Annotated in this window: 10 protein-coding genes; 2 read left to right on the top strand and 8 right to left on the bottom strand. The window is 61.0% G+C overall.

All coding sequences use genetic code 11. The features are described from left to right. Positions 1 to 26 precede the first annotated feature (26 nt). The gene (locus tag M0D66_RS33545; protein WP_200653217.1) at positions 27 to 1,205 is read right to left on the bottom strand and encodes a porin; all 1,179 of its coding nucleotides are present in this window, start codon (positions 1,203 to 1,205) and stop codon (positions 27 to 29) included. Between the two features lie 326 nt (positions 1,206 to 1,531). Between M0D66_RS33545 and M0D66_RS33550 the strand changes: the two genes are divergently transcribed. After that, entirely contained in the window at positions 1,532 to 1,813 is a 282-nt protein-coding gene (locus tag M0D66_RS33550) for a DUF4148 domain-containing protein (RefSeq protein WP_200653218.1), read from the top strand. A 263-nt stretch (positions 1,814 to 2,076) separates the two neighbouring features. Here M0D66_RS33550 and M0D66_RS33555 read toward each other — a convergent pair whose 3' ends face one another. The 4 genes from M0D66_RS33555 to M0D66_RS33570 form a co-directional block, all read right to left on the bottom strand. Beyond that, a complete protein-coding gene (locus M0D66_RS33555) occupies positions 2,077 to 3,174 on the bottom strand; it encodes a porin (protein ID WP_200653229.1) in 1,098 nt (365 codons plus the stop codon). Positions 3,175 to 4,140: 966 nt separating this feature from the next. Then, the gene (locus M0D66_RS33560) at positions 4,141 to 4,839 is read right to left on the bottom strand and encodes a response regulator transcription factor (RefSeq protein WP_093647190.1); all 699 of its coding nucleotides are present in this window, start codon (positions 4,837 to 4,839) and stop codon (positions 4,141 to 4,143) included. 35 nt (positions 4,840 to 4,874) lie between these two features. After that, on the bottom strand, positions 4,875 to 6,272 hold the full coding sequence (locus tag M0D66_RS33565; RefSeq protein WP_200653219.1) for a HAMP domain-containing sensor histidine kinase: 1,398 nt from the start codon (positions 6,270 to 6,272) through the stop codon (positions 4,875 to 4,877). A gap of 13 nt (positions 6,273 to 6,285) precedes the next feature. Beyond that, the gene (locus tag M0D66_RS33570) at positions 6,286 to 6,963 is read right to left on the bottom strand and encodes a response regulator transcription factor (protein ID WP_200621590.1); all 678 of its coding nucleotides are present in this window, start codon (positions 6,961 to 6,963) and stop codon (positions 6,286 to 6,288) included. Positions 6,964 to 7,323: 360 nt separating this feature from the next. Here M0D66_RS33570 and M0D66_RS33575 point away from each other — a divergent pair, with 360 nt between their 5' ends. Then, positions 7,324 to 7,674, top strand: coding sequence for a DUF4148 domain-containing protein (locus M0D66_RS33575; protein ID WP_200621589.1), 351 nt, complete (start codon positions 7,324 to 7,326; stop codon positions 7,672 to 7,674). A 57-nt stretch (positions 7,675 to 7,731) separates the two neighbouring features. On the opposite strand, the gene M0D66_RS33580 is transcribed toward M0D66_RS33575, so the two are convergent. From M0D66_RS33580 to M0D66_RS33590, 3 genes are read right to left on the bottom strand one after another with little or no spacing between them, the layout of a single operon-like run. Continuing rightward, the gene (locus M0D66_RS33580; protein ID WP_200653221.1) at positions 7,732 to 10,932 is read right to left on the bottom strand and encodes a multidrug efflux RND transporter permease subunit; all 3,201 of its coding nucleotides are present in this window, start codon (positions 10,930 to 10,932) and stop codon (positions 7,732 to 7,734) included. A gap of 13 nt (positions 10,933 to 10,945) precedes the next feature. Continuing rightward, a complete protein-coding gene (locus M0D66_RS33585; RefSeq protein ID WP_200653223.1) occupies positions 10,946 to 11,494 on the bottom strand; it encodes a GNAT family N-acetyltransferase in 549 nt (182 codons plus the stop codon). A 4-nt stretch (positions 11,495 to 11,498) separates the two neighbouring features. After that, entirely contained in the window at positions 11,499 to 12,041 is a 543-nt protein-coding gene (locus M0D66_RS33590; RefSeq protein WP_307850281.1) for a GNAT family N-acetyltransferase, read from the bottom strand. Between the last annotated feature and the right edge of the window lie 6 nt (positions 12,042 to 12,047).

Raw genomic sequence — 12,047 nt, forward strand, 5'->3', positions numbered from 1 at the left:
ATTTCCTTTCAGTGCGTGTGCGGTGCTCAGAACTTATGCCGTATCCCCACCGCCACAACCGCCTGCCGATCGCTCGACGAAGCCGCTAGCGAATAGATCGACGCATTACCGAGCACCGCAATACCGTCCGCCCCCGACACATGTTGATAGACGCCCTCCAGATACAGATCGGTTCGGCGTGACAGGGCGTAATCCGCCTGCAGCATGAACTGATTCCACTTCGGTGCGACGCTCCTGCCGTCGTCGCTGAAATGTCCGTCGGTGAACGTGTACGAGCCGCCCAGCGTGAACGCCGGCGTGATGGCATAGCGCGCGTTCAGTTCGTAGTTATTGAAGGTCAGCATATCGCCGTTGAGCGTGGCATACGCGCCACCCTGCGTGATCTGATGCGGGTCGTCGAGCATGGTCCGCGTGAAAACTAGACCGACGGTCGCCGCGCCGAATGTATAGCGCCCTGCCGCGCCGAGGATGCGCTGGCGCACGCCGGTGAAGGTCGCGTCGCCATCGCTGCTGCTCACCGCGCCGCCGGTGTTGGCGGGTTGATTGACGCCGCCCGGCTGGTTCACCTGCAGGTACGCGAGCGCCAGATTGAACGGACCGCCCGCCCATTGCGCACCGAGGCTATAGGCGTTGTTATTGCTGAAGCCACCGGCCGCATTGCTGAACGCATAAGCGCCGCCGACTGTGAAGCCGTCATAAGTCGCGCTGCGGAATTTCAGCGCGTTGTTCATGCGCAGATCGTTGTTGAGGTTGTCGTTATCGAACGGATGATCGGCGATATTGCCGCCGAAGCCCGAACCTGTGGCCGAAAGCGGCGCGACGAAATCGACCAGGAAGTCGTATTGCCGCCCCATGGTCACCGTGCCCCACTGCTTACTCGCGATGCCGACCCATGCCTGCCGGCCGAATTCATCGCCGCCGTTGGAAAATTTGCCGCTGTCGATATTAAAGCCGTTCTCCAGATCGAAGACCGCGCTTAAGCCCCCGCCCAGGTCCTCGTTACCGCGCAGACCCCAGCGGTCGGTGCTGATATTGCCGCTTTCCATCATCCAGTTGCTTTTGCCGCCTGAAGCCGTTTTCTGATTGCTGATGTAGTCGATGCCGGTATCGAGTGTGCCGTAGAGCGTGACGCTGCTTTGTGCGTGCGCCGCCGCGCCGAAGGTGCCGGCCAGCGCGACGAGTGTGGTTGCCAATGCTTTGTTCATGTTTGATTCCGGGTAAGAGAAGGCGCCGATCCGCGCATTGACGGACCGATCCCGCACACCGTGCGGGTAGCCGCAATGTAGATTTGCGTGGTGACATACCCGTGATCAAAACCGGTCGATTCATGAAACGTTTTTTATGTTCATGACATGTACCGGACAAGCCCAAGAATCATCGGATCGCCGGCGCTCCAACGGATAAATATCTTTTCATGCGCACACCGCCGATCCGCTAACGCCAGGTCACTATCCTTCTTATCAACCGATCCACGAATGCATTGCGGTTCGCGCATCGGTTCCATCCAATTTGATTTGTGAGGATTACGAACATGAAATCTCTGACGCTCGCCATCGCTTTCATCGGTGCAACCGCAACGGCCTCCGCTTTCGCTCAATCGACCACGGCGCCTTCGCCGGCGCAACAGAACGCCGCACCGACCATGCAGGTAGCAGCGACCAGCACCGCCGCGGTCAACGCGGCTGGGTCGTGGATGCCGCCTTACGGCCAGGCGACCGGCGAGAAGACGCGTGCGCAGGTTTATCAGGAACTCGTTCATGCGGAGAAGGACGGACAGCTCGCCTATTTGAACTCGACGCTTTACGCACACTGAGATCTATCACTAAACGCAGCACGCTGCATTTCCTGCCCTGACATCAATGACTCTTCGCACCGCGATCAAACGAACGGCCTCGTTTGCCGTTGCCGCTGCTGCAGCCGGATTCCTGTTATCCGGATGCGCGACAACGTCGCCCTCCACCAGCGCCGACAACTGTGTCGGGCCACCGAGTTACTGCAATATCTATTTTGGTTCGTGAACAAAAAAGAGCGCGCTACCCCTTCGGGCAGCGCGCTCTTTCACCTGATTCTGATGCTTTAGAACGAGTGTCGAATGCCCACGCGTCCCACTACCTGCTTGCCGTCAGACGACGGATCGAAGCCGGCGATCTGCGCGACGGCGCCGCCACTGGCTTTCTGTAGTGCGGCGAGCGCATAGACCGCCGTGCGCTTCGACAATTCGTACTCTGCGCTCAGGTTGAGCTGCTGATACTTCGGTTCCTGATTGGTCGCGTGATCGCGGCCATCCGTGTAGGTGTAGCCTGCTGCGAGATTCAGCTGACCGGTTGCCGCGAAGGTACCGGCAATTTCATAGTTCTGGAATTTGACGTCCTGTCCTGCATCGCCCTGCTGGAAATTCACGTTCGTGAAGTTGCCCATCACCTTGAACTTGCCGATCTGATAGGACGCACCCGCGGCAAAGATGCCTTGACTGCGGGCATTGGCCAGATAGTTGCCGTACACCGCGTTGGTAAAGCCCGAGCCGTTCTGATAGCTCTGGATTGCCGTCTCCGGATCGTTGACGCGCAGATAGCCCGCCCCCATCGAGAACTGTCCGTTCGTATAGGACGCTGCCGCGCTATAGGCGGAGTCATTCGAGAACTGCCCGGCCTGGCCGCCGAACGAATAAAGGGCTTCGCCCGTAAAGCCCCCGATGGTGGGGCTCGTGTACTTCACCGAATTACTGATGGCGAAGCCGTTATCGAGGTTGTCCATGTCATTGGGGTGGGAAAAATACCAGCCGCCGTAGCTATCGTTGAGCGAGAACGGCTCGATGAGATCGACGATCGGATCCCACTGCCGCCCGAGAGTGACCGTACCGGCCGTCTGACTGGCGAGGCCAACGTACGCATTACGGGAAAAAGCCAGACCACTTCCCAAGCTGCCGTTAGTCGAATTGAAGCCGCTTTCCAGGTCGAACACAGCGGAGAGCCCGGCGCCGAGATATTCCTTGCCTCTGAGGCCCCAGCGACTACCTGCGCTGACGCCGCTGGCCATTTGATAGAGATGGTTGCCGTTCACGTTACTGGCGAAGTCGATACCCGTGTCGAGCAGCCCGTAGAGGGTGACGCTGCTTTGCGCATGGGCGGTGGAGACTGCGCCGACGCACAGTAGTGCCACGACCAAGTGGGTCAGCTTCATCTTCTGATTCATGAATCACCTTTCATTTAATTGAGGATGCCTGATAGCTGTGGAGACTTTTTATGCAGTGTGACCACTGGACGAATATATCGAGGTCAGAAATCGCCGCGTCTGCAATACAGACTTTCAGTTTTTTTGTAGGGTTTTCATGAGCGAGCCGTTGACCTGACTTGCGGAGCGGGGTGTTGTCTGTTTGTCTACGGTGTTGGGATTTGCTTGAGTTTTTTTTGCCTGCGCGGCGCTTTTTGTCAGTGTTCCTGGGGCTTTGGCCTTTCCTTGCATTGTTAGTGGTCTATTAGCGTTGCCCCTGTGCGGGGCGGCACCTACTTCTCTTTGCCGGCTGCAAAGAGAAGTAGGCAAGAGAAAGCAGCTCAAACCGCTAATGCTAAGTGGGCGCCGTAGTCTGCTGCGGGTAGTGGTGCGACTGGAATCCGTGCTCTCCCACGTTCCGCGTTAGTGACAAAGGAGTCATCAGCTCCCACTCCGCACTACGTGCGTCGCGGACGGGTATGCAGGGGAAACCACCGGCTTCGGTTAAGGTTTGTGGGGCCGTCGGCTTCGCCTCGGCGAGGCGCTTCTGTACCCGCGCGGGAACCCCGCCTCAACGCGATATGTAGGCGCAGTGACGAGCCACGGCCCGGTCGCGAGGCGTGAGCGCGAAAACGTAGTGATCGGTTTTAAGAACGGCTCTTCGGCGCGCGTAGCGCCGCCGGAAGTATGACGCCCTTGTCACAAACCTATGCACGGGCACGAACACAGATTCCAGATGCACCACTACCCGCAGCAGACCACGGTGCCCGCTTAGCAGGGGCTTCTAGCTTTCTTTGCTTATCTTTCTTTGCGGCGGCAAAGAAAGTAAGTGCCGCCCCGCACAGGGGCAACGCTAATAAACCACTAACAAATCAAGGAAAGGCCAAAGCCCCAGGAACACAGACAAAAGCGCCGCGCAGGCAAAAAACCTCAAAAACACAAAACCGAAACTTGATACCCAAACCGGCTAACAGTCTCAATCCGAACCTCCGGCACATCATCCGAAAGCTTGCGCCGCAACCGTGACACAACAAGATTGACACTCGAAGGATCGACGTCCTCCTTCTCAGGCCAGGCATAGCGGATCAGCTGATCCCTGGCCACCGGCGCATTAACCTGCCTCAGCAAACACTCAAGCAGAAGAAACTCCCGCCGCGTCACGCCAACACGCCGGGCGCCACAAACAAGCTCCCGGGTAGCCGCATCCAAAGATGGCCCACCCACAGCCGGTAAAACAGAAGCGACAGCAGAAGCAAAACCACCACCCCCAACCCGCTGCAAAGCAGCCATCCGCTCATGCATTTCAATAAACGAATAAGGCTGGCAAAAGCACGCATCCGCGCCGGCGCGCAAAACCTTCGTGCGATCCTGAGCGGTCGCCGCACCGAGCACAGCAACAATCGCCGCCCCGCTCCCGGCAGTAGCAAACTCCCCAATGAACCCATGCAACGCAGAATAAGACCCAACTTCGAGCACCATCAAAACAATCGCATCGAACGGTTCCTGCGAGGCAAGAAAAACCCCATCCCGCAGATCGTCGGCCCGTTGCAGACTATGGGCGCTCTCCTGCAACGCCTTGAACAGCCACGCCGCTTCCGGATGAGAAGGTCCAACGAACAGGACGCGCATTCACCACCCTGCCAGAGCAAAGAAATAAACCACCTTCATGCGAGCGTCCTCGACCAGCATTCGATGGAAATCCTGGTGCCGGGCTGCGCATTGCCGATTTTCATCGCGAAGTCATGCACCCGCATCACCGCCGACACGATGCTCAATCCCAGCCCTGATCCGGCCAGATGCCGCGTACTCTCCCCGCGATAAAACCGCTGCAGAACCGCATCGCGTTCATCCGCGGCGATGCCGGGCCCGTTATCGACAATGTCTACTTGAGGCCCTGCCGACGTCTGTCGAAGTTCCATGCGCACCGCGCCACCTTCGGGCGTGAACTTGATTGCGTTATCCACCAGATTGCTCAACGCCTCGAACAGCAAGGCACGATCACCATGAACCGCATCGACCGTCTGTACATGCACAGACAGCTGAATCGAGCGGCTTTCGGCGAGCGGTTCATATAGTTCACCGACTTCCTGCATCAGCGTCTCCAACTGCATTTCGCCGAATCCACCGCGCCGCTGCAGCGTGCCGATCTCGGAGATACGCAACATCGCGCGAAACCGGTCGAGCAATGCATCGGTCTCGATACGCGCGCGCTCAACCAACTGCGACAGCGCGGCGTCGTCGAGCGTATCGGTGCGCTCCGCCACATGCGCCAGCAAGGTTCGCACATGTGCGAGCGGCGTGCGTAGATCGTGCGCGATACCGTCGCAGGCACCCTTCACCTCATTCATAAGGCGTTCGACCTCCGCGAGCATATGGTTCACCAGATGCGCGAGCATATCCACTTCGTCGCGTCCACCGATCGGCAAGCGCTGCGCGAGATCGCCCTGCGCAATACGCTGCGTGACGCGCCGGATCGCTTTCAGCCGGCGCATCTGCCGCACGCTCAGCGCCAGTCCACCTGCCACGCCTGCAAGCAGGCACACGATCCCGCCGCCCACCAGCGCGTTGATGATGGTCTCGCGAATCCGCAGGATGTGCGTCAGATCACGCGCGATGACGAGCGTCGAGCCGTCCTTGCGCCGCTCGGCCATGGCGCGGACCACCGGCGCCTCGTCGTTGCGCGCCATCGAGAGCACGAGATCGAGCGTCTTGCCAGTACGATTGATAGGCAGTTGCGACGGATACACCAGCACGTCCCCAGCCAGCAGACTGCCGTCGGCCCCGAACAGGCCGTAGTAATTGGTGTGCATGCGCTCATGTTCGATACGGCGGTGAATCGCGTCGGCAAGGCCGGAGTCGGGCAACGAATCGAAGTAGACCAGTTGCCAGTCCATCACCACATCGGTCTCGCGCTCCATGTCGCCGGTCACGGCCCAGCCGATATAGCCCAGCAGCAGCATCACCGAAAGCGAAAAGATGACGGCGTAAACCGAAAGCAGGCGAAAGGTCGTGGAATGCCAGCGCCGCCCGAGCGCTGATTGAGCCGGGAAGGTTGTGTCCATCAAAATGCCCTGCTCATGCGAGGATATAACCCGAGCCCCGCACGGTCTGGATCATTGGCGTGACGCCGGGCGGGTCGATTTTTTTGCGCAGCCGGCCCATGTGCACGTCGATCAGATTGGTGCCCGGGTCGAAGTGATAACCCCACACCGCTTCGAACAGCATGGTGCGCGTGATGGTTTGCCCCGCATGCCGCATCATGAATTCGAGCACGCGATATTCGGTGGGCAGCAAGACGATCTCTTCTCCGTCGCGCTGAACCTTGCGGGAAATCAGATCGAGTTCGAGCGGGCCGACCCGCAAATGGGTTTCGAGCGGTGCTGCCGGAGTTTGACTGCGGCGCAACAGCACCTCGAGACGCGCGGTCATTTCTTCGGGGTCGAACGGCTTGGTCAGGTAGTCGTCGCCACCGGCGCGCAGGCCGCGAACTCGTTCATCCACATCGCCCAACGCGCTCAACATCAGCACCGGCGTTTGAATGCCGATACTGCGCATGGTGGTGAGAATCGTGAGGCCGTCCACGCCCGGCAGCATGCGGTCGAGCGTGATCACGTCGTAGTCTTCGCTGATCGCGCGCGCCATGCCGTCGCGGCCATTGGCCACCCAATCCACGGTAAAACCACGGCTTTTCAGCTCACCGACAATTTCATTCGCGGTAATTTCATCGTCTTCGATCGTCAGTACTCGCGACATGATCATTGCATGCGCCACCGCCAGCTCTACCGATGCAAGCGGCGGGCGCGACCGGTTATCAGTAGAAGGACATGATGCCATATTCGGCTTGCGCGTTCAGAGCACGGGCGTGCGATTCGACGGGTGTCGCCGCTTTGCCAAAGTGCCTGCCAGCAGGCTACGCGCAGTTGCATAGCGGATGAATATCCGCTTCATGAAGAAAAATTTAAGTTCGCCACAGGGCGGCTAAAACTGACGACGGAACGATAAAACAAATTTCATTTTCCCGACGCCGCTCCGGTAGGTCGCCTCCACTAGCCTAATGCCATCCCGCCGTTTTCTTTGCGGTCCGATTCGAACCTTATCGTGGATGGTATGAAAATGAAGCTCGCAACCAGAACCCTCGTCACCACCCTTCTGCTGATCGGCAGCGCATCGGCGATGGCGTCGCCGGCGCTCACGCAGCAGCAATGCAATGACTACCCGTTCAAACCGCTCAAGGGCGAAGTGACGCACAAGCAGTTGATGAACGAGCTTGGCGAGCTGGAAGCGGTCGGCTACAGCCCCAACAACGACGACGACGAATACCCCAGCGATCTGCAGCAGGCAGAGCAAAAGCTGCAAGCCGAGTATCGTGCGGACTGCTTGCCGGCCGCGCATGCGTCGACAACCGCTACGCAAATGCCGGCCGGTGCGGCGCCCGCGCAAGCGGTGAATCAGCCGGCCGGCTAAACGCCGTGCTCGACTCAGACGGCGGCCGCGCCCAGGCGCAACGTGGCCGCCGTCACGTCACCGGCCATTCGTCAACCGGCCGCTTTCGTTCGGTTGCCGCGGTGCGCGCCGCTCGTCACGCTTACGGCGCAACTCGGCAAGTCGCCGTTTGCTATACGTTAGCGAGGCGACCGCATGAAACGCGACCGGTGCGAATACGAGGCCGAACAGTGTGGCCGCCAGCACCCCGCCGAACACACCGGTGCCGATCGAGCGACGGCTTTCCGCACCCGCCCCGCTCGACACCACCAGCGGCACGACGCCCAGCAGGAATGCTGCCGATGTCATCACGATCGGCCGGAAGCGCGCGGCGGCGGCTTCGGTCACGGCGCGCGTCAACGGCAGGCCGCGGCGATACAGATCGCGTGCGAACTGCACGATCAGAATCGCGTTTTTCGCCGCGAGGCCGATCACCGTAATCATGCCGACCTTGAAGTACACGTCGTTTGGCATGCCCCGCAGCAGCATCGCGGCGATTGCGCCGATCACGCCGAGCGGCACCACCATCAGCACGGCAAGCGGAATCGTCCAGCTTTCGTACAAGGCAGCCAGCGCCATGAACACGGCCAGCAGCGACAGGCCGATCAGCAACGGCGTGAGCTGCGCCGCCGCGGTTTCTTCACGCGCCGCGTCGACCCAGTCATACGAGACCCCGACCGGCAACGAAGCCGCAAGCCGCTCCATCTCCGCCATCGCAGCGCCCGAACTGTAGCCGGGCGCCGCGTGGCCGCTCACGTCGAGTGACGGGTAGCCGTTATAGCGCGTCAGCATCACCGGACCGATGCTCCAATGACGCGACGCAATCGCGGACAACGGCACCATGCCGCCGGACGAGTTCGGCACGGCGAGCGCCATCAGATCGTCCTCGGTCATCCGCGTGGCGGCGTCGGCGGAAATCATCACACGGCGCATCCGGCCACCGGCGGGAAAGTCGTCGATATAGGTCGAGCCGAAGGTGCTGCCCAGCACGTCGGTGATCCGGTCGAACGGCACGCCGAGCGCATACGCTTTCGCACGATCGATAACAAGTTCAACGCGCGGCGCATCCGGCAGATCCTCCGAATGCACCGAGGCCAGCACCGGGCTCGCCTTGGCCTGCGCGAACAGGTGCTCGCGCGCTGCCTTCAGCGCATCCAGCCCGACTCCGCCGCGATCTTCAAGCCGGAACACGAAACCGTCCGAATGCCCGAGTCCCGGCACGGAAGGCGGCAATTGCGCCTCCACGTTGCCGTCGAGAATCTTGTCGAACTTCTCGTTGAGCCGTTCGCGCAAGGCCATCGCATCGATGTCGCGCTTGCCCCAGTCTTTCAGTTCGACAAAGCCCATCGCCACGTTCTGACCGCTGCCGGTAAAACTCCAGCCGATCACACTGGTGACGTGCGCGACCGCCGGTTCGGCGTGCAGGATCGTTTCCATGCGTTGGACCACCGCGAGCGTACGCGCCTGCGTCGCACCGGCCGGCAATTGCACCATCACCTGCAACTGGCCTTCATCTTCGCTCGGCAAAAAACCACCAGGCATCTGCCAATAGAGCGCGACGCACGCGCCGACCAGCACGGCATAGATCGCCAGCATCGGGCCGATACGGCGCAGCGTACGCGCGGTCAGCCCGCGATAGCCACTCGCGGCCCGATCGAAGCCGGTCGTGAAGCGGCTCGCCGCTCGCGCCGCGAAGCCGAGCAGGCCACGACGGGCATCGCGTTGACTCACCGGGCGCTTGTGCGCTTTCAGCAGATTCGCGCATAGCGCGGGCGTCAACGACAAGGCCATAAACGATGACACCAGCATCGACGCGATCATCGACACCGCGAATTGCCGGTAAATACCGCCGACGCCGCCCGGAAAGAACGCCATCGGCACGAACACGGCAGTCAGCACCGCCGTCACGCCGACGATCGCGCCGCCGATCTGCGTCATCGCCTTACGGGTGGCCTCGCGCGGCGGCAGGCCCTCCTCTTCCATCACGCGATGCACGCTCTCCACCACCACGATCGCGTCGTCAACGAGAATCCCGATGGCCAGCACCAGGCCGAACATCGTGAACACATTGATCGACAGGCCGCAGGCGTACATCGCGAGAAACGCCCCCATCAGCGTGACCGGAATCACCACCGTCGGCACCAGCGTGTAGCGTAGATCTCGCAGGAACAGCCACATCACGAAGAACACCAGCACCACCGCCTCAGCCAGCGTGACGAGCACCTCACGAATCGCGATCTTCACGAAATGCGCGTTGTCGAACGGAATTTCGACGGCAACACCCGGCGGCAAGCCTTTCGATAGTTCGGCAAGCCGCGCGCGGATCGCGTTGGACGTCTCGAGTGCATTGCCGCGCGGTCCGAGTTGAATACCGACGGTCGCCGCGGCCTTGCCGTTCAGGCGAGAGTAGAACGAGTAATTGTCGCGTCCCAGTTCAACTCGCGCGACGTCCCGCAAGCGCACCGCCGAGCCGTCGGGCAGCGCCTTCAGCACGATCTGTCCGAATTCGGCGGGCGAGATCAGTTGCCCTTTCACGCTCACTGAGGCCGTCAATTGCTGCCCTGGAACGAACGGTGCGTCGCCCAGCGTACCCGCCGTTACCGTGGCGTTTTGCGCGGCGATCGCGGCGTTCACTTCCGCGGCGCCGAGGCCGTACTCGCGCAGCTTCATCGGATCGAGCCAGATGCGCAACGCTTCGTCCGCGTCCCACAACTCCGCCGCGCCCACGCCCGGCGCGCGCTTCAGTTCGCGCAACACGTAGCGGCTCAGGTAGTCGCCCAATTGCGCGGAATCGCGCGAGCCATCCGTGGAGGTCAGCGCAACCAGCATCAGAAACGTATTGGCCGCCTTGAAAACGGTGATGCCCTGCTGTACGACCTGTTGCGGCAAGCGCGGCTCGACCTGCTTGAGACGGTTCTGGATGTCGACCAGTGCGAGATCCGGATTGGTGCCTGGCGCAAAGGTCGCGTCGATCTCGAGATCGCCGAGGTTGTCGCTGGTCGTTTCGTAGTACAGCATATTGTCGGCGCCATCGAGACTCTCCTCGATGATGCTGCCGACGTTGGCATCGACCACTTCAGTGGCGGCCCCCGGATAGGTGGCGCTGATCACGATGCGCGGCGGCGCAAGACGCGGATACTGCGCGACCGGCAGCTGCGGAATGGCAAGCGCGCCCGCCACGACAATGGCGAGCGCAACAATCCATGCGAAAACCGGGCGGTCGATGAAGAAAAATGGCACGCAAAAAATCCGTTCAGATTGTCTGGAGACGTGGCGCGTCAACGAGGCGAGCCATATGCAGTACGTCGGCCAGTACGCCGTCGCGCATTGCATAACCGCGCGAGCGGCCTTCTTCGACAAAGCCGAACTTGCGGTACAGCGCGATCGCCGACGCGTTGTCGCAGAACACCGAGAGTTCGATGCGGCGCAAACCGAGCGACGCATCGGCGCATTCAGTCAGCGCCCGCAGGAGGGCCGAGCCGACACCGCGCCCATGATACGCATCGTGCACAGCCACTCCTAAATGCGCGCCATGCGCACGGCTCGGACGGTAAATCTCCAACCCGGCGTGCCCCACCATGCGACCGTCGAGACACGCGCACACACTCACACCGCGCTTGAGTTGCTTCGCGTGCCACGCGCGGAGCTGTTCAATGTGGCGATAGCCAACTGAGAGTGTGCCGCGCCGCACGCCCGGCAGGCTCATGATCTCGGCAAACGCCTCCATGTCGGACGATTCAAGCGCTCGCACCGTGATGCGATTCTCAAGCGCCGCGTCGCTTTGCAACGTTTCTTCTTTCATGGCTTTAATCCGTTGCGACATTGAGTGCTGAAGGCGCCGACATCAACGGTGCAGGCTCACGCAACCGCGCCATGAAATAACAGTCGATCAGCACGCCACGCCGCAACACGGCGCCACGCTGATGCACTTCGATCTCGAAGCCGAACTTGCGATAGAGCGCAAAAGCCGCATGGTTATCGGCGAAGACGAACAACTCGAGGCGGCGCAGACCCAGCCAGTTGTCGGCAAGATCGATCAGTTCAGTCATCAGCGCATTGCCGATGCCGCGCCGGTGCCATGCGTCGTGTACACCAATGCCGAGTGACGCGGCATGTGCGCGGCGCCCTTTGAAAGGCGTGAGCTCCGCTTGACCGACCAGTGTGTCGCCGACCATCGCCGCGATCGCGATTTCGGGGGCCGCGAGTTCTTCAAGGTATTCGCGCGTACTGGCAATCGTCTGAAACGGCACGTGTGGATTGCCGTTCACGACCGCCGGCAACTGCAGCAATGCGTGGTATTGCTCCACGTCGGCCACGCGCAACGCGCGCAGCGTCAGGCCCTCAGGCAAGCTCCC

This window comes from Paraburkholderia sp. SECH2 (assembly GCF_030464795.1).
Classification (GTDB): Bacteria; Pseudomonadota; Gammaproteobacteria; order Burkholderiales; family Burkholderiaceae; genus Paraburkholderia; species Paraburkholderia aspalathi.

What these genes read in the sequence shown, in the direction of transcription:
- M0D66_RS33545 (WP_200653217.1), bottom strand. Translation starts at nt 1,205, where the DNA reads ATGAACAAAGCATTGGCAACCACACTCGTCGCGCTGGCCGGCACCTTC.
- M0D66_RS33550 (WP_200653218.1), top strand. Translation starts at nt 1,532, where the DNA reads ATGAAATCTCTGACGCTCGCCATCGCTTTCATCGGTGCAACCGCAACG.
- M0D66_RS33560 (WP_093647190.1), bottom strand. Translation starts at nt 4,839, where the DNA reads ATGCGCGTCCTGTTCGTTGGACCTTCTCATCCGGAAGCGGCGTGGCTG.
- M0D66_RS33565 (WP_200653219.1), bottom strand. Translation starts at nt 6,272, where the DNA reads ATGGACACAACCTTCCCGGCTCAATCAGCGCTCGGGCGGCGCTGGCAT.
- M0D66_RS33570 (WP_200621590.1), bottom strand. Translation starts at nt 6,963, where the DNA reads ATGTCGCGAGTACTGACGATCGAAGACGATGAAATTACCGCGAATGAA.
- M0D66_RS33575 (WP_200621589.1), top strand. Translation starts at nt 7,324, where the DNA reads ATGAAGCTCGCAACCAGAACCCTCGTCACCACCCTTCTGCTGATCGGC.
- M0D66_RS33585 (WP_200653223.1), bottom strand. Translation starts at nt 11,494, where the DNA reads ATGAAAGAAGAAACGTTGCAAAGCGACGCGGCGCTTGAGAATCGCATC.